Source organism: Streptomyces sp. CA-243310 (assembly GCF_050936775.1).
Taxonomy (GTDB): domain Bacteria; phylum Actinomycetota; class Actinomycetes; order Streptomycetales; family Streptomycetaceae; genus Streptomyces.
This window is the reverse complement of sequence record NZ_JBNJMF010000002.1, coordinates 658,089-679,199: the sequence shown is the minus strand read 5'-3', so window position 1 is coordinate 679,199 and position 21,111 is coordinate 658,089. Positions and strand designations below refer to the sequence as shown.

The window sequence follows — 21,111 nt, the reverse complement described above, 5'->3', positions numbered from 1 at the left end:
AGCTACTTTCATTGGCACCATGTTGCTGAGGCTGAACATCTCCGACCGTCGCCCCCTGCACGAACAGGTGGCGGGCGCGATCCGGCGGGCCGTAGCCGAGGGCGAGTGCGCCCCGGGCGATCGGCTCCCGCCGGCGCGTGAACTCGCGCAAGCCCTCGGGGTCAACGCGAACACCGTCCTGCGCGGCCTGCGCTCCCTGCGAGACGAAGGGGTGCTGGAGTTCCGGCGAGGCCGCGGGGTGACCGTGGCCGCCGGCGCGGACCAACGTTCCGCGTTGGTGGAGCGGGTCCGTGAACTCGTGCTGGAGGCAGCGCGGTTGGGGTACGGCAAGGCCGAACTCACCCGGATGATCAGGGAGGTCTCGTGAAAGACCACAAGGACCACACGGACCGCGAAGGCCACGAGGACCGCGCGGCAGGCACCACCCGCCCCGGCCGCGGCACGGCCATCTCCTGGGGCGTCGCCGCCTGGGCCTCGGGCGTCGGGCTCCTGCTGGTGGTGATGCCGCAGGCCGCCCGGGGGCGACTGCCGGACCGGCTCGCCACGCACTGGGGCGCCGGCGGGTCGCCCGACGGTTCCCTTCCGCTGTGGGCGGCGACCGCGTTACCGGCGGTGGCCTGGGCCTTGCTCGTGTCGGCCGTGGCGCTCGCCGCCCGCCGGGGAGCGGGGGTACGGGGATGGGCCGGAGCGGCACTGCTCTCGGTGGGGGTGGGCCTGATCGGGGGCCAGGCGGTGATCGTGCGGGCCAACCTGGACCGGTCGGACTGGCATCAGGCGCGGGCCGCGACGCTCTGGTTCGGCGTCGTGATCGCAGGAGTCGTGACGGCGGCCCTCGTCGGGGTGCTGCTCGACCGTCGCGCGACGGCCACGGCGCCGCCCGTGCCGGTGACACCCGGGGGCCCCGCTCTGGAGATCCCCGAGGGGGAACGTTTCGTCTGGCTCTCGCGGGTGACGAACCCCTGGTTCCAACTCCTCGCCGCCGCCGGTGGCCTGGTGGCCGTCGCGGGTGCGCTGGCCGGTGCGGCGGGACTGGTGGGCGCCCCGTGGCCGCTGATCGCGCCGTTCGCCCTCGTGTCCATGGTGATGACGGCCTTCTCCACCGTGCGGGCCCGGGTCACCGAAAGGGGCCTGGAGGTCGGCTTCGGTCCGCTGGGGTGGCCGACGAGACGCTGGGCCGCCGGCGACGTCGAATCGGCCCGCGTCGAACGACGCACCCCCGCCCAGGTGGGCGGATGGGGGTACCGGCTCAGTGGGCTGGGCACGACGGTGATGCTGCGGGGCGGCGAGTGCCTCGTCATCCGGGCCCGCGGCAAGGACTTCGCGGTCAGCGTCGACGACGCCGGCCGGGGCGCCGCCCTCCTGAACTCGTCCCGCGTACCCACCTGACCGGCTCGACCGTCCGGCGCCCTACCGGGCATCGGTGGCAGGGCGCCCTTCGGGGTGCGGCGCCCGCTCCCAGGTGTCCGTCAGCGCGTGGGAGGCGAGCCGACACACGGCCCGTTGTTCGTCGGGGGTCACCCCGAGACGGTTGAACAGCAGATGCAGGTGCGAGGCCCAGAGCGAGGCGCGAACGGCGGTCCGCACCGAGACGCGGCCCGCCGCCCACACGGCCGAACCGTCCGCGCCGTCGTCCGCCGCCGCACGCCCGGCCGCCTCCTCCAGGCGGGCGTCTGCCTTCCTCAGCCCCGCCGCCCAACGGGCCACCGGCCCGACCCCGACGCCGTTCGCCACCCCGTGCCGGACGGCGTCGGCGCGCCGCATCAGCTCCTCGCGACCGGGTCCGCCGCCCGGGTCGACGCGCGGGGAGGGCACGGGGGCCGGGGCGTGCAGGACGTCCTCGGACCAACGCCACCCGGTCGTCTGCCACCGCAGCCACCGTGCAGCCTCGTAGCGGTCCATCCCGAGTGCCGCCGCCGTGGCCTGCGCGAGGTCACCCGCCAGGGCGAGGCGCTCGCCGCCGCGTCCGGTGCGCGCGAGCCCGTCCAGGGCCACCCGGGTGGACAGTGCGAAGACGTCCTCCGTCACGGGCAGGGCGGTCGGACCGCCGAAGCGCTCGGTGTCGGGGACGTACGGCGCCTCGTGGATCTCCGCTCCCTCGCCGAGCCGTTCCTTCACGAGGAGCGCCGTCTCGGCGTGCAGCGCCGCCGTCCCGGCCGGGGTGAGGTCGCGCACCCGGACGCGCAGGTGGGGGCCGTCCGCGTCGACGTGGCGGAGGTAGAACCACGAGGTCGCCCTGCGGTCGGAGATCAGCCCGTCCAGGAGCGGGGCGAGATCCTCGACGAGGAAGGCGTCGGTGTCCTCACCGGTCGTGCGGGCGAAGCGGGGGAAGAGGTGCAGGCTGAACCAGCGTCCGCCGGTCGCGTCGATTGCCTCGGTCACTTCGGCTCCTCTGGGGAAGAAGGGGCGGGGGCGGGGCAGGAGTTCGTCAGGGGGGAGGCGCACGGGTGGGGGCTCGGGTGGAGGTCGATCCGGTGGGGTCGATCCGGTGGGGGACGGATCGCGCCGTCGGGTGCGTCGAACGGCGTGATCACCACCGTAACCGCATGCCGGGGCACGGCCGAGAGGGCGGTGTCCGGAAGTCAGTCACACTCCGGCGCGGATCCAGGGAGCCGGTGGGGCCGATGCGGCCGAAGGGCCCCGCGCCCGCGAAGCGGCCCCGCGCCCGCACGGACTCACGGGGAGGGGGCGGCGTGAGCGGGCGGGTGCGCGCGCCGTGGGGCGGGCCGATGCCGACGGGGGACGTCGGCGCCGGTGCCGAGGGCGTCGGCCGCGCCCCACGGCGGCGGCCGGGACGGCCCGTGCGACCCGACCGGCACACGTGGAGGTGCCCTTCACCGGCGCGTGCGCGCCGGGCCCGTCGGCGTCGGTCACGACGGGGTCCGTCAGGCGCGCGGCCGGCCTGGGCGGACGCACGATTGGCGCGGTCCCGGTTCGTCCACCACGGCCGTGATCACGTGGCGATCCCGGCCGTGGTGCGGTCCACCGCGGGACACCCGGCCCTCGGGACGGCTCGCTCGCGTTCGGGCGCGGCCGGCGGGCTCGCCCGCACGGGGCGCCAGGCCGGCCCTCAGGCGGATCCGGGGGGTTCCGGAGCCGCTCGGAGCCGCCGGAACGCGCGCCTGTCGACGGCTATCGCCTGCGCGATCCCGCGCCGCCGCTCACGACGAGGGCGTCGGTGATGAGGCGGACACTGCGGGCGAGGCGGCCCAACTGTTCGAGCTCGACGGCGTACATCCGGATCGTGTTCTCGATGACGGACTCCGCCACGCCCATCGCGGGCAGTTCGGCGCGACTCGTCTCGAGCGCCACGCGCACCGCGCGCATCTCGTGCTGGAGCTGGAGCTGGGCGTGCCGGGTGAGGAGCACCGGATGCCGTGTCAGCGTCGAGTAGCCCGCGTACCGGGCCGGGAGCAGGTCGCGCAGCCAGCGCGTCGCGGTGCGTTCCCAGTCGTGGCTCCCGGGGGCCTTGACCTGACAGGGCCAGTCCGGGCTGAGGGCGGTGGAGGCCAGTTGAGGCATTCTCGTCGCTTCCGAGTGGTGTCGAACTCTGATCGAGAGGTTGCTGGGCGGCCTCGACCCAGGGGTTGATCGAGGCCGCCATGGCGGTCTTCGGGATCCGAAAGCCCGGATCGAACACTCGGAAGCGGACTGAGGAGGCAGCGCGCGCGGCTGAGTGTTCGTTCTGGGACGGCGTGGGGACGCCCTCCTTGGCATCTGGTGGATCCCGGCCGCGCCTCAGTAAACATATATACCGTTGAGTAAGCAAGCGTATGAAAAATTACATGCGCCCCGAGGGTATGCGGGCGCCCCGGGGGCAATGGTTCCGGAGTGCGACTAGAGAAAGAATCCGTGCAGGTCGGCGACCTGCTCGTACCCTTCGAGACGGGCCTGTGTCCGCTCGGGGTCGGCGTCCGCCATGGCCTGCAACAGCGCTGCGGACAGGACGTTCGGCGCCGCGTACGAGTCGAAAACGAGCCGTGAGCCGGTGGCGGCGGTCAGCGCCACGTCGGCCTCGTCCACCAGGGGCCCCAGCGTCGGATCGGTGATCAGCGCGATGCGCAGTCCGGCACTGCGGGCCGCTCGCATCGCGGCGAGGGTCTCCTTGGCGTGCCGGGGCATCGCGAAGGCCAGCACCCACGTCCCGCCGGCGGCCCGGGACTGGAGCAGCGCGTCGTAGGCGACGCTGCCGCCGCCGGTCACCAGCCGGACGTCGGGGTGGATCCGCCGGGCCGCGTACGCGAAGTACTCCGCCAGCGAAACCGAGATCCGCAGGCCGAGGACCGTCAGCGGGACCGAGAGGGCCAGATCGCGGCCGATGGTCAGCACCTGATCGGTGTCGGCGAGCAGGCGTCGCACGTTCTCCAGGTTCTCGATCTCCGCGTCCACGGCGGCCTGCAGCTCGTTGTGCCTTATCTGCTCGCGGCTCTCGGGGAAGCCGGCGACCGCGCTCAGCGCGATCGGCTGGAGGATGTCCCGCAGTGCCGGATAGCCGCTGTACCCCAGGGAGGTCGCGAAACGGGTCACGGACGGTTGACTGACGCCGACGCGTTCCGCCAGTTCGGTGATCGACAGGAACGCGGCCTCGGTCAGGTGGTCGATCAGGTACTGGGCGATCCGTCGCTGGCCGGGGGAGAGCCGGCGCCCGTCGAAGAGCGCGCGCACCCGCTCACCGGGGACGCGCTCGTGGTCCGAGGGCTGTCCGCTCGGCGTGATCGCGGCCGCCTGTGCGCGTGCCTGCTGCCCCGATGACACCGGCGGGCCTCCTTCTCATGTCACTCTTGATCAAACATAGCTCACTCATGGTGGTGGACCGGTCGGTGGTCCGCCGACGGATGGGCCCCGCGGTTCCATGGTGGCGCGCCGTCGCCCTGACGTGGACCGTACCCGGCGGTCACTTCCGCGCGGTCACTGCTCCAGGGGGTGCGCGGGGGCCAGGGCGGTCGCGATCCGCTCGGCGACGGTCAGGGCGGTGTTCCCCTCGGGCGCGTTCGGGCCGATGGTCGTGGCGACCGCGATGGACAGCCGTTCCGCCGGGAGGTAGGCCCGGATCGCCGTGTACCCGGCGAACGAGGGGGTCTGCGTCACCCAGCCGTTCTGCACGATCACCCCGAGCCCGAAATGCCGGTCCGGCTTCTGGGCGAAGCACACCGAGGCGGGGCAGGAACCCGTCGCCGTGCCGAGCCCCACCGCCCCGGGTTTCAGCTGGGTCCGCAGACCGCTCGGGGAGATCAGCTCTCCCGCCCCGATCGCGCGTGCGGAGCGTGCCAGGTCGCACAAGGTGGTCTCCTCGGAGTGCGGGAGGTCCGGCAGCCGGGGCGAGACCGGGTCGTCGAGGCCGACCTTCCCCTCGTCGACTCGTCGACGAGTTGGAGCAGCACGGTCCCGAGGTGATCAGGACGGCGTCGCACGGCAGGACGGTACGGGCGCAGGTTCGCGGGCTCCCGCCCGTCCGTGTGCCACGCCGACCGGGGTCGTCCGCGTCGGCCGGCTACGTCGATGCGTGCGGGGCTCACCCCTCGATGGAACCTCCCGTCCGGCGAACCGGCCATTCGGTGACGTGCCACGGCGTTCCGGGGCGCGTCGGGGGGTGGCCTTCGGTCGGACCGGCGGGGATCATGAAGGGGCGCCGGGCCGCCGGGTCCGCGCCCGCCTCGACTCCAGGGGGAATGTGTGTCCGTCGTGCCGAGCCACGCGTCCGGGTCCACCGAAGTGCCCTTGCTGGACGACACGATCAGGGAGAACCTGGACCGCGCCGTGCGGTCCTTCCCCGAACGTGACGCCCTCGTCGACATGGCCGCCGGCCGCAGATGGACGTACGCCGAACTGGCCGCCGATGTCGACGCCCTCGCGCTGGGCCTCCTCGACCAGGGCATCGTCAAGGGCGACCGGGTCGGGATCTGGGCCCCGAACCGGGCCGAGTGGACCCTGGTGCAGTACGCCACGGCCACGATCGGAGCCGTCCTCGTCACCGTCAACCCGGCCTACCGCGCACACGAGTTGGAGTACGTGCTCGGACAGTCCGGGATCCGCATGCTGGTCGCGGCCGAACGCTTCAAGGCCTCCGACTACGCCGGGATGATCGAGGAAGTCCGGCCGCGCTGCCCCGACCTGGAGTTCGTGGTCCTGTTGGACGGCCCGCGGTGGACCTCCCTGCTGGAGCGCGGACGTCAGGCCGACCCCGCCGAACTCGTGCGCGCACAGGCCGAGTTGAGCCCTGACGATGCGGTCAACATCCAGTACACCTCGGGGACCACCGGTTTCCCCAAGGGGGCGACGCTCTCGCACCGCAACATCCTGAACAACGGCTTCTTCGTGGGCGAGACCTGCCACTACACCGAGCTGGACCGGGTCTGCATCCCGGTGCCGTTCTACCACTGTTTCGGGATGGTGATGGGGGCCCTGGCCTGCACCAGCCACGGAGCCGCGATGATCATCCCCGCGCCGTCCTTCGACCCCGGCGCGACCCTCGCCGCGGTCGAGGCGGAGTCGTGCACCTCCCTGTACGGCGTCCCCACCATGTTCATCGCCGAACTGACCCACCCCGACTTCGACTCCTACGACCTCTCCAGTCTGCGGACCGGGATCATGGCGGGTTCGCCCTGCCCGGCCGAGGTCATGAAGGAGGTCATCGACCGGATGGGCATGGCAGAGGTGTCGATCTGCTACGGGATGACCGAGACCTCCCCGGTCTCCACCCAGACCCGCGTGGACGACTCCGTCGAGCACCGGGTGTCCACCGTGGGCCGGGTCGGCCCGCACCTGGAGGTCAAGGTGGTCGACCCCGACGGCGGCCGGACCGTGCCGCGCGGGGAGCAGGGGGAGCTGTGCACCCGCGGCTACTCGGTGATGCTCGGCTACTGGGCACAGCCGGACCGGACCGCCGAGGTCGTCGACGGGGCGGGCTGGATGCACACGGGCGACCTCGCCGTTATGGACGACGACGGCTACCTGGCCATCACGGGCCGGATCAAGGACATGGTGATCCGGGGCGGCGAGAACCTCTACCCCCGGGAGATCGAGGAGTTCCTCCACGCCCACCCGGACATCCTGGACGTCCAGGTCATCGGGGTGCCCGACCCGAAGTACGGCGAGGAGCTGATGGCCTGGGTGCGGATGCGCGAGGGCGCCGAGCCGCTCACCGCCGACGCCGTCCGCGCGTACTGTGACGGCCGGCTGGCCCGGTTCAAGATCCCGCGCTACGTCCACGTGGTGGAGGAGTTCCCCATGACGGTCACCGGGAAGATCCGGAAGATCGAGATGAGGGAGATGGCCGTGCACCTGCTGGCCCCGCCGCCGGACGCCCGGGCGTAGCGATCCGGTCGACGGGCGGGCCCGCGGGCCCGTCCCCGCGGGGCGTCAGCGGTGTTCCGGCGCCCGACCGTCCGCGAGGCCGTCCGCACCCCTGTCCGCGCGACCGCCCGCGAGCCCGTTCGCCCGGTCGGCGAACACGGGCGTGAGTTCCGGGCGTTTCGCGGTGCGGCCGTCGCCCGACGAGCGGCCGCGCAGCCGGCGGGCGGTCCAGGGGCCGAGGAAGGACGCGGCCCAGCGCAGCTCACCGGTCGCCTGCCGCCAACCGACCGGCCCGGCCGGCCGGGGGTCGGGCAAGGGGTGCGTCCAGGAGTCGTCCGCTCCCGGCGAGGCGAGCGCGTGGGCGACGGCCGCGGCGATCCGGGCGTGTCCCAGCGGGCTGGCGTGCAGCCGGTCCGCGCTCCACATCCGCGGGTCGCCGACCACGGGGTGTGCGGCGGTCTCCGCGACGACCACCCCGTGCCGCCGCGCCGCCGACCGGATCCGGTCGTTGAGGGCGGTGACTCGTGCGCCCACGGGGCGGGCGATCGGGATCAGCGTGGCCACGTCCGGGAAGGTGACCGTGGCGACGCGGGCTCCCTGTGCGGTGAGCGCGGCGAACATCGACTCCACCCGGTCGGCGACCTCGTCTGCGTCGAAGCGCGGGCGCAGCAGGTCGTTGACCCCGGCGACGACGGTGGCCAGATCGGGCCGCAGCGCGAGGGCGGGAGCCAGTTGCTCGTCGCGGACCTGCCCGGCGAGGCGGCCCCGGACGGCCAGATTCGCGTACAGCAGGCCCGGGTGGTGCGGGGCCAGGGTCTCGGCGAGCCGGTCGGCCCACCCGCGCAGTCCGGTGAGGTCGTCGCCGTCGCCCACACCCTCCGTCTGACTGTCGCCCAGCGCCACGTACCGCAGGTACTCATCGTTCGGCACGGTCGGCCCGCCTCTCTCGCACGACGGTGATCGTCCGCTGGTACCAGTCCAGGTTGGCCCGTTCGAAGGCCAGGCCGCGCAGGCAGGTCAGGTAGGGGCCGATCCGCGCGCCGCGGCGAAGGAACTCCTCCTCGTCCCAGGCGCCCCGCATCTTGGCCAACAGCGCCTCGAACAGCTCGATCCTGGTCCGTGCCCAGGTCGAACGCTCGGAGAGCCGCTCGATCAGCACCTCGGCGTCGAGGTGATCGGCGGCCTGCACCTTGACGAGCAGGTCGTCCCGGATGAAGGACGGTTTGCCGGGAGTCCGGGCGAACCGCTCCAGCTCGGCCGCCCCCGCGTCGGTGACCCGAAAGAGCCGCTTGTTCGGACGGGTGTCCTGGAGCACCTCCCGGCCCTCGACGAGGCCCGCCTCCTCCAACCTGGTCAGCTCGGCGTAGAGCTGCTGGGGCAGCGCGTGCCAGAAGTTCGCCACTCCCATGTCGAACGCCTTGGCCAACTGGTACCCGCTCAACTCCTCGTCGAGCAGTGCCGCCAGTACGGCGTGCCGCAGAGCCACCCGATCACCCTCCTCGCCCGGCCACCCCTGTTCAGCGACCCGACATCCATGATAGTCAAGAATATGAGTAATCGCATTCATGAGTAGCAAGGGGGAGACATGAGCACTGCGGACCGATTCCGCGCCGCCGTCGACAACCGTGACCTCGGCGCGATCGACGACCTGCTCACCGAGGACGTCCGGCTCTACAGCCCGGTGAAGTTCGGCCCGTTCGAGGGCAAGGCGATGGTGATGGGCCTCTTCGGCGTCCTGCTGCGCACGTTCGAGGACATCCGCTACATCGGGCGGCTCGACGGTGCGGCGGAGACCGGCGTGGACGGCGAGCCGGCCCCGGCGGTGATGCTTCCCTTCCGGGCCACCGTCAACGGGAGGCAGATCCACGGCATGGACCTGCTGCACCTGGACGGGGAGGAGCGGATCAGGGAGATCACGGTGATGGTGCGCCCGCAGACCGCGGTGCAGGCGTTGGGCGAGGCGGTGTTGGTGGGACTGGTCGCCGACGGCCTCGTCGACGGCTGAGCGCCTCGACGGCCGGGCACGTCACCGGCAGCGGGCGTCGGCGGTGCGGGCCGCGCGGGCCCGGGCCCGGCGTCCACGGGCGGGGGCGAGGCGTGGGCCCGACGCCGCCCGCCCCGCGCCGGGCCCCGGGCACTGTCGTCGGGGCTACTCGAAACGGGCCGTGTCGCCCGCCCCGTGGCGCACGATCTCGGCCTCGCCGCCCGAGAAGTCGATGACGGTGGTCGGCCTGGTCCCGCAGTCACCGGAGTCGACCACGATGTCCAGCACGTGGTCGAGGCGCTCCTTGATCTCCCAGCCCTGGGTCATCGGCTCGGGCTCGTCCGGCAGGAGCAGGGTGCTGGACAGCAGCGGCTCGCCCAGGTCGGCGAGCAGGGCCTGGGTGACCGCGTGGTCGGGGATGCGGACGCCGACGGTCTTCTTCTTGGGGTGGAGCAACTGGCGCGGCACCTCCTTCGTCGCCGGCAGGATGAAGGTGTAGCTGCCGGGGGTGGAGGCCTTGATCGCGCGGAAGACGTCGTTGTCGATGTGGACGAACTGCCCCAGCTGCGCGAAGTTCTGGCAGACGAGGGTGAAGTGATGCCGGTCGTCCAGTCGGCGGATCGACCGGATCCGGTCGAGGCCGTCGCGATTGCCCAACTGACATCCCAGCGCGTAGCAGGAGTCGGTCGGATACGCGATGAGGGAGCCGGAGCGGATCATGTCGGCGATGTTGCCGATGGAGCGTTGCTGCGGATTCTCGGGGTGCACGTCGAAGTACTTCGCCATTCACCGAGACTACGCGACCCGGACGCTCCCCTCCGGTTCGGGACCCGCGTCCGCACGGGCCGAGGTCGCCCGGTTCGCCCTGCGCGTCCGTCCGGGCCGGGCGTCAGGCGACCGGGTCACCCGCCCCGACCCGGCAGTGGCGGTACGTGGGCCTGGTCGGCCGGACGCCTGACCCTGCCGGTATCCCGGGCCACGAGCGCCGCCTCCACCGGGTACGTAGGCCCGGACAGCCCGGCATCCCGGACAGCACCGGCCGGCGCGAGCAGGTACGCGTTCGCCGGCGTGCCCGGGTCGAACAGGCCGAGTGCGCAGAACGCGTTGGCGAGGAACACGGCCGCCCCGGGCCGCCGGCGGCTCACCGCCGACGCGATGGCCGGCGCCCCCGCGGACAACAGCGGCACGGGCACCGGAGGCCAGACGCCCGCGTCGCCCCGGTACCGCGGGACGGCGGCGCCCGTGAGCACCGCCCCCAGCAGCCGGACGTCGAGGGCCCTCGCGCTCGTCCGTCGCCGGCCCTCGCGCCGACGGCCGCAGCGGTCTTCCCGCGCTCGATCACGAGCCGGGGCCATCGGCCGGCCCCACGCCCGGCCCCGGCACCGAGGGCCGTTCGAGACCGGTCAGGCGCGCGGGTCCACGGTCGTCTCGATGTGGTCCGCCACCGCGACGAGCAGGACGCGGGTGCCCTCCTCCAGCGCCCGCCAGCGGTGCGGCACACCGCCCGTGAGGTAGAGGGTGTCGCCCCGGCCCAGGTGGTGGGTGCGTCCCTCGGCCTCGACCTCGACGGTTCCGTCGGCGACGTACATCAACTCGTCGTTGCGGTGCCGGAACGCGCGGTCCGCGTCGTGGTCCCCGGTGAACTCCAATGCGTGCATCTGCTGTTGGCCGCGGACCAACGGACGCACCCGCGCCGTCGGATCGAGTCCGGCGTCGGCGTCGGCGCGCACGACGTCCACGCGCCGAGGGGCCTCGGCCGCCGTCAGCAGTTGGACGGCCGTGGTCCCCAGCGCGTCGGCGATGAGTTGCAGCGAACGCATGCTGGGGCGGGCCCGGTCGTTCTCGATCTGACTGAGGAACGGTGAGGACAGCCCGCTGCGACGCGCCACTTCCGCGAGGGTGAGGTCCAGCGCCCTGCGCCGTCTGCGGATGCCCGCCCCGATCAGGGGGGCGGGCGGTTCGTCCGTCACGTGGTTCCTCGCTTCCTCCGCTGTGTGGATCATCCTCCCGCAATCGGTCGCGGGCTTCGCACTGCCTTCACAGTGCCGCAACACTCCACCGCTAGCTTCTAAGTCGATTGATCTGATCAAAGAAAGTTTCACAGGAGGATCGCATGTCCCCGATCGACCAGAACCTGCGCCGCCGCCGCGGCACCGGCCTGATCGCCCTCGACCCCTCCGCCTCTGAAGGGGGTTACACGCTCTTCGCCCCACTCACCGGGACGGGCGAGGTGTACCTGATCGACCCGCACGGCGAGGTCGCCCACGAGTGGAAGCTCCCCTACCGGCCCGGTCGCCACGCCCGCGTCCTCGCCAACGGGAACCTGGCCTACAGCGGAGTGCTGCCCGACCAGAGCGCACTCTTTCCCATGTGGCACAAGTACCGGGGCGGCGTGATGCTCGAAGCAGCCCCCGACGGCTCGATCCTGCGCGAGCACCGCGACCCGCTCCAGCACCACGACGCCCACCACCTCGGCGAGGGCCGCGTCCTCTACACGGCCCTCGAACCCCTGCGGGGCGCCGACGCCACCGCCGTGCGCGGCGGCGTACCGGGCTCCGAGCCGGACGGCACGGTCTGGGCCGACACGATCAAGGAGGTCGACGCGGACGGCTCCGTCCGCTGGTCCTGGAGCGCGGCCGAACACCTCGACCGCGAGGAGTACGCGCTGCACCCCGACTACTCGCGCGAACACTGGCCCCTGATCAACAGCGTGGTCCCGCTCGCCGACGGAAACGTCCTGGCGAGCCTGCGCAGCGTCTCGGCCGTCGTCGTCATCAGCCGGGAGACCGGCGCGATCCTCTGGCGCACCGAACCCGGAACGGTCTCGCAGCAGCACGCCCCCACCGAACTCGACAACGGCAACATCCTCGTCTTCGACAACGGCGTCTTCCGACCCGGATCGGACGTCCCCCACTCCCGCGTCATCGAGATCGACCGCTCCTCCGGAAAGATCGTCTGGGAGTACCACGATCCCGCCCGCGAGTCGTTCTTCGCCCCGTTCATGGGCAGCGCCCAGCGCCTCGCCGGGGGCAACACCCTCGTCACGGACTCGCCCGCCGGCCGGCTCTTCGAGGTGACCCCCGAGGGCTACCTGTGCTGGGAGTACGTCAACCCGTACTTCGGCGGCTACCGGGAATCCGAGGTGCGCGGTCTCTTCCCGGCCGAACACAACGCGGTCTTCCGCGCGTACCGGTACACCGCGCGGGAACTGCCCTGGCTGAAGGCGGAGGCCGGCTCGTGACCACCGCCGACGCCACGTCCGGCCCGGTGCGGCCGGTCGACGAGCGGCTGCCCCTGGCCCGGCTCGCCCCACTCTCCGCGCAGCACGTACTGGCCATGGTCGCCGCACCCGTGTCCACGACGTTCCTCACCGGGCAGGCCCTCGGGCTCGACGCCGACAGCACCGCGTCCCTGCTCAGCGCCACCCTCGTGCTGTGCGGCGTCGGCGCGCTGCTCCAGTCGCTCGGCGTGCGGGGCATCGGCGCCCGGCTGCCGTTCGTCATGCTGCCCGGCGGCGCGGCCACCGCGCTCTTCATCCAGATCGCCAAGGACCACGGCCCCGCCACGGCGACCGGATCCGTCCTCCTCGCGGCGGCCCTGCTGTTCGCGGTCCTGCCGTTCTACGCCAGGATCGTGCGCTTCTTCCCGCCCCTGGTCATGGGTACGGCCGTGCTGCTGATCGGCATCGCCATGATCCGGGTCGCCGCCCAGCTGATCACGGGTCCGCGCACAGCCGCCGGGTACGCGGCTCCGTCGGCGGTCCTGACGGCCGCCGTCACCATCTGCGTGACGGTGCTGCTGCTGTTCCTGCTGCGCGGTGTGTGGAGGCAGACGGCGGTCCTGCTCGGCATGGGCGCCGGCACCCTGATCGCCGCCACGACCGGGCTGGGCGCCTTCGCGCCCGCAGCCGGCACCGGACTGGCGCTCCCGCACCTTCTCCCTTACGGAGCACCGCAGTTCAACGTGCTCGCCGCGCTGCCACTGTTGATCTTCAGTCTCACCACGCTCGCCGAGATCACCGGACAGACCGTCCTGAACAGCGAGACCGTGGGCAACGAGTCCGATCCCGGACGCGATGTGCCGCGCGTGGCCAGGGCCGACGCGCTGGTCTCCGTACTCGGCGGGCTCTTCGGCACCTCGCTGATGGTGACCAGCGCCGAGAACATCGGGATCGGCCGGATCACCGGGGTGCGCAGCCGCCACGTCACGGCCGGGGCCGGCGTGCTGCTCGTGGTCGTGGGACTGCTCGCTCCCCTCACCCGACTACTGGCCGGCATACCGGCCCCGGTCGTCGGAGGGTCCGCGCTCGTCATCTACGGGATCATCGCCGTGATGGGGGTCGACATGCTGACGCGCGCGAACCCGGGGGAGAAGACCCACTCCACGGTGATCGCGCTCGCCCTCACCGTCGGACTGCTCCCGGTCGTCGCCCCCGACGTCTACCAGGGCTTCCCCGGCTGGGCCCGCACGATCCTCGGCAGCGCGGTGGTGGCGGGCACCCTCACCGCCGTACTGCTCCACGCGCTGTTCCGGCGCCGCGTCCGCGAGTCGGACACGATGCCGGAACAGTCGACCGAGGTCCGGTCCGACTAGAAGGTGTCGGCCCAGTTCGACGCGTCCATCAGCGACATGGCGGACGCGGCGCCGACGGCGGCCGGCGGGGCGGTGCCGTCGTTGGAGCCGACGGTGTTGTCGCGGCCCGCGTTGAAGTTGTCGTCCTGCGCGTACTGCACGTTGGTGCTGCCGATGATGTAGACGTTGTGGACGTCGCCGTCGCCGGTCGCGGCCAGGGCCGGGGAGGCCACGGCGGACAGCGCGCCTGCGGCGGCCAGCACGGTCAGAGCGGCGAGGGCACGGCTGCGCATCGTTTGCTTCACAACATCGCCTTTCACAAGGGGGACTGGGATCAGGTCGAACGTAAACCCAGTCGAATCCGGGCAATTGGCGACACACGGGACTCCTCGGTCGATGGCACCGTTCGGCGGCGGATGAGGAGTCCGCGGTCGCAAGAGCGGTTCAGGTGATCGTCATACCGGGTGATCGGTCGGGGAGGTCGGGGAGGGCGCCGACGCGGGGCGACGGGCACGGCAGAAGAAGTGCTCCTCCGGCTCGACGCGCACATCGGCGACGCCGTGGGAATCGGCGGCCCCGGCATCCGGTGTGAACACCGCCGTGTGGTGGCCGAGCACCTCCAGCCCGGCGCCCTCCACCCGGCTCAGGTACTCGGTCGCGGACAGGCTGCTGACCGTGACCTCGTGCCCCATCCAGACGATGTCGAGATCGCGGATGTCCCCCGGCACGGTCGCCATGACGAAGTACCCGCCGGGCGCCACCCACGACAGCATCCGCTCCAACGACGCCACCACCTCCCGCCGGTCCATCACCAGCAGCGGGAAGAACGCGCACACCGCGTCGAAGCCGCCCTCGGGCGCCGTGTACGTCCGCACGTCCGCCTGCTCGAACCGGGCCGACGGCACCCGGGCCCGCGCCAGCCCGACCATTTCCGCCGACACGTCGATGCCGGTCACCGTGCAGCCCGCTCGCTCCAGGGTCTCGGCGGTGGGGCGGCCGGTACCGCTGCCCACGTCCAACACCCGTGCGCCCGGGGACAGCCGGGAGGCGAGCCACTCCAGCGCCGCGAGCTGGCCGGGCACCCGCCCGAACACCTCCTCGTAGCGCGCTCCCACCTCGTCGAATACCTCCGCCGCGGTCTTGCGATCACTCATCGAAGCCCCTCATTCCCTGGTCGACCGGATCCGTGTGGTGTGGGCGCCCCCGGTCGGCCCGGGACGCCGTGGGGTTCGTGCCCCGGGCCGGGACGGGAAAACCGCTGGTTGACATCGGGGGAGCCCCGCTTCAAAGTCATGATCGACAACAGCTCGGAGGGAGCACGTGATGGACACGCAGAGTCGCGGCGTACTGGTCACCGGCGCCTCCCGAGGCATCGGCCGCGCCATCGCCATCGCGTTCGCCGAGCGCGGCGACCGCGTCGCCGTGCACTGCTCCACCAGGGAGTCCGAGGCGCGTGAGGTCCTCGGGGCACTGCCCGGAGACGGCCACGTACTGGTGTCCGGCGACCTCACCGATCCCGTGCGCGTCGAGGAACTCGTCTCGGAGGCCGCCGAGGCGCTCGGCGCGGTGGACGTCCTGGTGAACAACGCCGCCGTGATGATCCCCCACCCCCTGGCCACCACCCCGTACGCGCAATGGCAGGAGGCCTGGCGGCGGACGACCGCCGTCAACCTGTTCGGCGCCGCCGACGTCAGCTACTGCGTCGCCCGCCGGATGATCGACGAGGGTCGCGGGGGCCGCATCGTGAACGTCGGCTCGCGCGGCGCCTTCCGGGGCGAACCCGAGCACCCCGCCTACGCGGCGACCAAGGCGGCCTTGCACGCCCTCGGCCAGTCCCTGGCCGTCTCCCTCGCACCCCACGGCATCGCCGTCGCCTCCGTGGCGCCCGGTTTCGTCGCCACGGAACGGGTCGCCGACCGGCTGAACTCCCCTGAAGGCGAACGGATCGCCGCGCAGAGCCCGTTCGGGCGCGTCGCCGAACCGCGCGAGATCGCCTCGGCCGTCCTCTACCTCGCCTCACCCGAGGCGACCTGGTCCTCCGGCACGATCCTGGACGTCAACGGGGCCTCGTACCTCCGTACGTGACGCGCGACGCGCGACGCGTGACGCGCGACGCACGGCGTCCGTCCCGCCCGCGGGTCGGGGACGGGTCCCCGGTGGGGCATGATCGGGGGATGTCTGATCGCATCATTGCCGCCTGCGACGGGGCGGCCAAGGGGAATCCCGGGCCCGCCGCATGGGCCTGGGTCATCGCCGACGCCGAGGGGCGCCCCGAGCGCTGGGAGTCCGGTCCACTGGGTCGGGCCACGAACAACGTGGGCGAACTCACCGCCCTGCAACGCCTGTTGGAGGCCGTGACCCCCGGCGCGGTCGTCGAGGTGCGCATGGACTCGCAGTACGCGATGAAGGCCGTCACCCAATGGCTCCCCGCGTGGAAGCGCAACGGTTGGAAGACCGCGGCGGGCAAGCCCGTGGCCAACAGGGAACTCGTCGAGAGCATCGACGCGCTGCTGGCGGACCGCGACGTGGAGTTCCGCTACGTGCCCGCCCACCGTGAAGACGGCGACCACCTGAACGCCATCGCCGACCAGGCGGCCAGTGACGCGGCCGTCAGCCAGCAGGCCGCCGGCACCGCCCTGGGCGACGCGTCCATGCCGGTTCCCGCGCCCGTGCGCAGCGCGCCGGCCCGTGGCTCGGCCGCGCGCTCCTCCGCGAGCCGGACCACCGCGCCCCGGGGTGCGGCCGGCGGCAAGGCGGCGCCCGCCCGCGGCGGCCGGTCCATCAAGGCCAAGTTCCCCGGCACCTGCCCCTGTGGCAAGCCGTACGCGGCAGGCGAGATGATCGCGAAGCTCGGGACGCGCTGGGGGCACCCGGACTGCGCGAGCCCGGTGCCGGAGCCCGCCGCCACCGCGTGATCGTTCGGCCGTGTGCGCGAGGCCGTGTGCATGAGTACGCGTACTCATGCACACGCCGACGCGCGTGGCGAGAGTGGGGGCATGACGACATCGACGGAACCCGCCCCCGACCGCACGGACGTGGGGCGGCCGGGGTCCGGGTGTGCGGCCTTCGGCCTCGTCCTCCTGGAACTCCTGGCCATGTGCGGGGTGGCGCTCGTCTGGCTCGGGGAGTCCTTCCGGCTGGACACGTCGCGGGACGAGCCGGACGTACGGCTCGACGGATACCTCGGCGGGCTCGCCGTGGTGTTCCTCGTCGCCCTGGTCGTCGCGCTCGTGGCGGGATGGCGCGGGGCGCGGGCGGTGGTGTGGAGCCAACTCGTCATGATGGCCCTGTTGCTCGCCGTGATCGTCGCGGGAGGCGCGGCCCAGCGGCACGAGGACGAGCGCGATCACCCGGCCCCGGGGTTCACCGGCATGGTCGGCTGCCGCAGCGGCGGGGACGACAGTGAGTGCGCGCACACCGGCCGATGACGCATGCGGAGTCGAACTCGCCGAGTCGAACTCGCCGAGTCGAACTCGCCGAGTCGAACTCGCCGAGTCGAACTCGCGAAGTCGAACTCGCGAAGCCGAAGGAGACCGCCTACGCGGCCCCGGCGGCGGTGAGCACGGCCGGCGTCGGCCCGTCCGGGCGGACCGTGACGCTGTACGCGGCCCTCGTCGGAGCGGAGCGGAAGCTCACGGTGTGGCCGGGCAGCAGGTGTTCGAGCAGGACCGTGGACTCCAGGAGGGCGAACTGCAGCCCCAGGCAGGCCCGCGGCCCCAGACCGAACGGCAGGTAGGAGCCCGGATGGGTGGGCCGCCCGCCCGGCTCCGTGAACCGGCGCGGGTCGAAACGCTCGGGGTCCGGCCACAGGGCGGCGTCGCGGTGCGCGAGGTAGGGGCAGACCAGCACGTCGGTCCCCGCTTCGATGGAGTACCCGCCCGGCGTGTCGTGCGCGGTGCTGCGGCGGGGCAGGATCCAGGCGGACGGGTAGAGCCGGAGGGTCTCGCTGACCAGCGCCCTGATGGCCTCGCGTCGCTCGGGGGACCCTTCCCCGCCGGCGGCCAGGACCTGTTCGCGGGCCTCGGGGTGGCGGTCGAGGAGCAGGTGCAGCCAGGTCAGCGTGGTCGCGGTGGTCTCGTGTCCGGCCACCAGCAGCGTCACCAGTTCGTCGTGGACCAGCCGGTCGGTGTGCCCGGAGCGTTCGGCGGACGCCTTGGACGCGTCGAACAGGACGTGGAGCAGCCCGGGGCCCGTCGGGCCGGCGACGCGGCCCCGGGCCGCCTCGACGGCGTGCCGGACGACGAGGTCGATCCTGGCGAGGTCGGCCGCGACCGCCTCCCGCGCGTCGAGTGCCTCGGCGGGCCGGGTCGCCAGGGCGGTCACGACCGCTTCGACGCGGGTCAGTTCGCGCTCGGTGTCCTCGTCGAGGGGGTGGCCGGTGAGGGAACGCCAGATGCTGTCCAGCGAGAACCGGCGCATCTCCTCGCCGACGTCGAGCGTGTGCCCGCTGTGACCGTACTCGGCCCAGCGGCGGGCGGCCGTCCGGGCGGCCTCGACGATCCGCTGTTCGTGGCGGAGCATCCCCGCACCGGTGAACCGGGACTGGAGCACGCGCCGTTGACGCTTCCACGCCTCACCGGTGGCCGAGAGCGCGCCGTCCCCGATCAACAGCCGGGCGCGGTGTGAACACTTGACGTACCGGTCCGCGTGCTGGACGAGCACATGCTGCACCGCACGCGCCTCCGTGACCAGGACCGTGGGCCTCGATCCGAGGCGGACGGCCACCACGCCGCCGAGCAGCTCGCGCGCCACGGCCAGCAGCTCGATCGGCTCGCCCCCCTCGCGGCGCCACCGGTCCACATGGGCGGGGTCCAACTCGGGAGGCGGTCGGCGGGTCCGGGGAACACGCGGAGGGCGGTCGGCGGGGTGGGTTCCGGTGGCCACTGGTCTTCTCCTGTTCGACCGCTGGAATCGGTCCTCTAGGAAGCGCGGGCGTCACGGACCGTACGCGTGTCCGCGAGTGCGGTGACATGGGCCCGGTGCGTCCGGGGCCGAGGCCCCGCGCGACGCTCCGGCAAACCTGCCGGTCGACTCCTCATCGTGATCGCCCGAGTGCGTTCCGTGGGATTCCGGCGTCACCGTCCGGATTCCGCGATGGGACGAAATGTACCCCTCTTCGATCGCGGGCAGAATTGGAGGAACGGCCCGTGATCGATGCGCGGGCGCCGGACAGCAACCCGTGAGGGGATCTGCCGATGCCGACGGACCCGCCGGGGGGAGAGGGGGGCGAGCAGGGTCCCGAGCAGCTCCGATCCGAGCCGGGATCGCTCCTGGAGCACGTGTCGGTCGCGGTCTTCGGCATCGACGACGAGGGCCTGATCCGGTACTGGGGCCCCGGCGCCCGGAACCTGTTCGGCCACGAGGCCGCGGAGGTGCTCACCGAGCCCGCGGCCGTCCTCTTCCCGGACTCGGAGCCGGGCGCGGCCGCGCGCCTCGTCGAGCGGGCCCGGACCCTCGGATACTGGCGCGTACGGCTGCCCGTCCGCCACCGGGACGGCACCGTCTTCGACTGTGGTTTCCGGGTCTTCCCCGTGACCGGCGCCGAGGGCGATTCCGTGATCATGGGCCTCGCGAGCGGGAGCGACGAACTCGACCGGGTGAAGACCAACCTGTCCTTCCTCGACGCGCTCTTCGAGACCTGCCCGATCGGCCTGGTCATGCTCGACGAGGAGCTGCGCTACGTCCACCTCAACCAGGCGCTGGCCGACATGGACGGCATCCCCGTCGCCGAGCACCTGGGGCGGCACATGGCCGACGTCATGATCACCTCGGACGGCGGCGAGTACCGGCGGATGCTGCGCGGGGTCGCCCGGGACGGCCGCCCGGTGGTCGGCACGCTGGTGGGCCTGCGCACCAGCGGACACCCCGACCGCGACCAGGTGCGTTCGGTGAGCTTCTTCCCGCTGAGCGGCGCCGGGGACACCCGGCGCGGGGTGGGAGGCCTGCTCATCGACGTCACGGACCGGGAGCGGGCCATCCTGGAGGCGACCTCGGCCCGCCGCCGGCTGGCGCTGTTGGACCGGGCGGCGGGACACATCGGCACCACCCTGGACGTCGAGGTCACCGCGCGGGAGCTGGTCGAGGTCGTGGTGCCGGACTTCTGTGACGGATCCGTCGTGGAACTCGTGGAGTGGATGGACGAGAACGAGGAGTTCGACCCGGCGCTTCCGCTGTTCACCCGAAGGATCGCCTCCGGCACCACACTGGACGCGCCCGCCGTCCAATTGGTGGGCGGTCTGCGGGAGTTGACCTACCCGCCGGGTTCCGGCATCCACCAGATGCTGGCCTCGGGCCGGCCGATCTGCGTCCGGGTGGACGAGGACTTCGTCGCGCGGACCGTCGTGCACCGACAGCGCGCCCGACTGCTCATGGACAGCGGCCTGGTCCGCATCCTCATCGCCCCGCTCATCGCACGCGGCACGGTGCAGGGCCTCGCCATGTTCGGGCGTTCCGCCGCCCGCCCCGACTTCGCCGAACAGGACCTCGGGCTCGCCGGGGAGCTGGCCTCGCGCGCCGCCCTCTGCCTGGACAACGCCCGCCTCTACAGCAGGGTCCAGGACATCGCCCTCACCCTCCAACGCTCCCTGCTGCCCACCGCCCCGGCCGCCGGCCCCCACGTCGACATCGCGCACCGCTACCTGCCCGGCGGTCGGGGCACCGAGGTCGGCGGCGACTGGTACGACGCCGGCACCCTGCCCGAGGACCGGGTGGCCCTCGTCGTCGGCGACGTGATGGGCCACGGGGTGCCCGCCGCGGCGGCCATGGGCCGGCTGCGGATCACCGCGAAGGCGCTCTCCCGGCACACCCGCGACCCCCGGGCACTGCTGGAGGAACTCGACGCCTGCGCCCAGGACGTCGGCATCGAATGGGCGACCTGCGCGTACCTCCTGTACGACGCCCGCACGGGGCGCGCCGTGATCGCGAACGCGGGCCACCCGCCGCCCCTGGTACGGCACCCCGACGGGACGATCGAGACCCTCGCGGAGGGTCTGGGGGTGCCGCTCGGGGTGGGTGGCGTACCGTTCGCGTCCATCGAGGTCGAACTCCCCGAGGGTGCCACGGTGGCCCTCTACACCGACGGGCTGATCGAGGCCCGCGGCCGGGACATCGACACGGGCCTCGACGCGCTCCGCCGGGAACTGCGCGGCCCCATGGGGTCGCTGGAGGAGGCGGCCGACCGGATCCTGTCGAACCTGCTGCCCGACACCGCGACCGACGACACGGTCCTCGTCCTGGCCCGGGTGCGTCGCGCCCGGTGACGTTGA

At 72.7% G+C, this 21,111-nt stretch carries 22 protein-coding genes; 10 read left to right on the top strand and 12 right to left on the bottom strand.

Features of this window, described 5'->3' with window-relative positions:
• The first annotated feature begins 19 nt into the window (after positions 1-19).
• Together ACQEVM_RS20580 and ACQEVM_RS20575 are read left to right on the top strand one after the other, a co-directional pair.
• The gene (locus tag ACQEVM_RS20580; RefSeq protein WP_433081124.1) at positions 20-367 is read left to right on the top strand and encodes a GntR family transcriptional regulator; all 348 of its coding nucleotides are present in this window, start codon (positions 20-22) and stop codon (positions 365-367) included.
• Complete coding sequence (locus ACQEVM_RS20575) at positions 364-1,386, top strand: DUF1648 domain-containing protein (protein WP_433081122.1); 1,023 nt, start codon at positions 364-366, stop codon at positions 1,384-1,386. The genes ACQEVM_RS20580 and ACQEVM_RS20575 overlap by 4 nt, the downstream gene beginning before the upstream one ends.
• 21 nt (positions 1,387-1,407) lie before the next feature.
• On the opposite strand, the gene ACQEVM_RS20570 is transcribed toward ACQEVM_RS20575, so the two are convergent.
• From ACQEVM_RS20570 to ACQEVM_RS20555, 4 genes are all read right to left on the bottom strand, one after another.
• Positions 1,408-2,379, bottom strand: a complete 972-nt coding sequence (locus ACQEVM_RS20570) for a thiopeptide-type bacteriocin biosynthesis protein (protein ID WP_433081120.1) — start codon at positions 2,377-2,379, stop codon at positions 1,408-1,410.
• A 750-nt stretch (positions 2,380-3,129) separates the two neighbouring features.
• Positions 3,130-3,519 carry a hypothetical protein gene (locus ACQEVM_RS20565; protein WP_433081118.1) on the bottom strand — a complete coding sequence of 130 codons (390 nt, stop codon included), beginning with the start codon at positions 3,517-3,519 and terminating at the stop codon, positions 3,130-3,132.
• A 315-nt stretch (positions 3,520-3,834) separates the two neighbouring features.
• Complete coding sequence (locus ACQEVM_RS20560; protein ID WP_433081116.1) at positions 3,835-4,752, bottom strand: MurR/RpiR family transcriptional regulator; 918 nt, start codon at positions 4,750-4,752, stop codon at positions 3,835-3,837.
• 153 nt (positions 4,753-4,905) lie between these two features.
• Positions 4,906-5,277, bottom strand: coding sequence for a hypothetical protein (locus tag ACQEVM_RS20555; RefSeq protein WP_433081114.1), 372 nt, complete (start codon positions 5,275-5,277; stop codon positions 4,906-4,908).
• Positions 5,278-5,670: 393 nt separating this feature from the next.
• On the opposite strand from ACQEVM_RS20555, the gene ACQEVM_RS20550 reads away from it, so the two are divergent.
• Positions 5,671-7,311 (top strand): AMP-binding protein, encoded by a 1,641-nt coding sequence (locus tag ACQEVM_RS20550; protein WP_433081112.1) that lies wholly within the window; start codon positions 5,671-5,673, stop codon positions 7,309-7,311.
• A 45-nt stretch (positions 7,312-7,356) separates the two neighbouring features.
• On the opposite strand, the gene ACQEVM_RS20545 is transcribed toward ACQEVM_RS20550, so the two are convergent.
• A complete protein-coding gene (locus tag ACQEVM_RS20545; RefSeq protein WP_433081110.1) occupies positions 7,357-8,220 on the bottom strand; it encodes an SGNH/GDSL hydrolase family protein in 864 nt (287 codons plus the stop codon).
• Positions 8,207-8,776, bottom strand: coding sequence for a PadR family transcriptional regulator (locus ACQEVM_RS20540; RefSeq protein WP_433081108.1), 570 nt, complete (start codon positions 8,774-8,776; stop codon positions 8,207-8,209). The genes ACQEVM_RS20545 and ACQEVM_RS20540 overlap by 14 nt, the downstream gene beginning before the upstream one ends.
• Positions 8,777-8,875: 99 nt before the next feature.
• Between ACQEVM_RS20540 and ACQEVM_RS20535 the strand changes: the two genes are divergently transcribed.
• Positions 8,876-9,295 (top strand): nuclear transport factor 2 family protein, encoded by a 420-nt coding sequence (locus tag ACQEVM_RS20535; RefSeq protein ID WP_053682473.1) that lies wholly within the window; start codon positions 8,876-8,878, stop codon positions 9,293-9,295.
• Between the two features lie 144 nt (positions 9,296-9,439).
• Here ACQEVM_RS20535 and ACQEVM_RS20530 read toward each other — a convergent pair whose 3' ends face one another.
• The 3 genes from ACQEVM_RS20530 to ACQEVM_RS20520 form a co-directional block, all read right to left on the bottom strand.
• On the bottom strand, positions 9,440-10,060 hold the full coding sequence (locus ACQEVM_RS20530; protein WP_053682472.1) for an L-threonylcarbamoyladenylate synthase: 621 nt from the start codon (positions 10,058-10,060) through the stop codon (positions 9,440-9,442).
• A gap of 116 nt (positions 10,061-10,176) precedes the next feature.
• Entirely contained in the window at positions 10,177-10,629 is a 453-nt protein-coding gene (locus ACQEVM_RS20525) for a hypothetical protein (RefSeq protein WP_433081105.1), read from the bottom strand.
• A gap of 48 nt (positions 10,630-10,677) precedes the next feature.
• Complete coding sequence (locus ACQEVM_RS20520; protein WP_433081104.1) at positions 10,678-11,244, bottom strand: helix-turn-helix domain-containing protein; 567 nt, start codon at positions 11,242-11,244, stop codon at positions 10,678-10,680.
• A 143-nt stretch (positions 11,245-11,387) separates the two neighbouring features.
• Between ACQEVM_RS20520 and ACQEVM_RS20515 the strand changes: the two genes are divergently transcribed.
• Complete coding sequence (locus ACQEVM_RS20515; protein WP_433081103.1) at positions 11,388-12,515, top strand: arylsulfotransferase family protein; 1,128 nt, start codon at positions 11,388-11,390, stop codon at positions 12,513-12,515.
• Entirely contained in the window at positions 12,512-13,867 is a 1,356-nt protein-coding gene (locus ACQEVM_RS20510; protein ID WP_433081101.1) for a uracil-xanthine permease family protein, read from the top strand. Before ACQEVM_RS20515 ends, ACQEVM_RS20510 begins: the two co-directional genes overlap by 4 nt.
• Here the strand turns inward: ACQEVM_RS20510 and ACQEVM_RS20505 are convergent.
• Complete coding sequence (locus ACQEVM_RS20505; RefSeq protein WP_433081099.1) at positions 13,864-14,139, bottom strand: hypothetical protein; 276 nt, start codon at positions 14,137-14,139, stop codon at positions 13,864-13,866. The genes ACQEVM_RS20510 and ACQEVM_RS20505 overlap by 4 nt on opposite strands.
• Before the next feature lie 162 nt (positions 14,140-14,301).
• Entirely contained in the window at positions 14,302-15,000 is a 699-nt protein-coding gene (locus tag ACQEVM_RS20500) for a class I SAM-dependent methyltransferase (protein ID WP_433081097.1), read from the bottom strand.
• A gap of 169 nt (positions 15,001-15,169) precedes the next feature.
• Between ACQEVM_RS20500 and ACQEVM_RS20495 the strand changes: the two genes are divergently transcribed.
• The 3 genes from ACQEVM_RS20495 (at position 15,170) to ACQEVM_RS20485 (ending at position 17,274) form a co-directional block, all read left to right on the top strand.
• Positions 15,170-15,931 (top strand): SDR family NAD(P)-dependent oxidoreductase, encoded by a 762-nt coding sequence (locus tag ACQEVM_RS20495; protein ID WP_433081095.1) that lies wholly within the window; start codon positions 15,170-15,172, stop codon positions 15,929-15,931.
• A gap of 89 nt (positions 15,932-16,020) precedes the next feature.
• A complete protein-coding gene (locus ACQEVM_RS20490) occupies positions 16,021-16,761 on the top strand; it encodes a ribonuclease H family protein (protein WP_433081093.1) in 741 nt (246 codons plus the stop codon).
• Positions 16,762-16,842: 81 nt separating this feature from the next.
• Complete coding sequence (locus tag ACQEVM_RS20485) at positions 16,843-17,274, top strand: DUF6234 family protein (protein WP_433081091.1); 432 nt, start codon at positions 16,843-16,845, stop codon at positions 17,272-17,274.
• Between the two features lie 109 nt (positions 17,275-17,383).
• Here the strand turns inward: ACQEVM_RS20485 and ACQEVM_RS20480 are convergent, their stop codons facing one another.
• A complete protein-coding gene (locus ACQEVM_RS20480) occupies positions 17,384-18,730 on the bottom strand; it encodes a cytochrome P450 (protein WP_433081089.1) in 1,347 nt (448 codons plus the stop codon).
• Positions 18,731-19,041: 311 nt separating this feature from the next.
• Here ACQEVM_RS20480 and ACQEVM_RS20475 point away from each other — a divergent pair, with 311 nt between their 5' ends.
• Positions 19,042-21,105 (top strand): SpoIIE family protein phosphatase, encoded by a 2,064-nt coding sequence (locus ACQEVM_RS20475; RefSeq protein WP_433081087.1) that lies wholly within the window; start codon positions 19,042-19,044, stop codon positions 21,103-21,105.
• Positions 21,106-21,111: the final 6 nt, after the last annotated feature.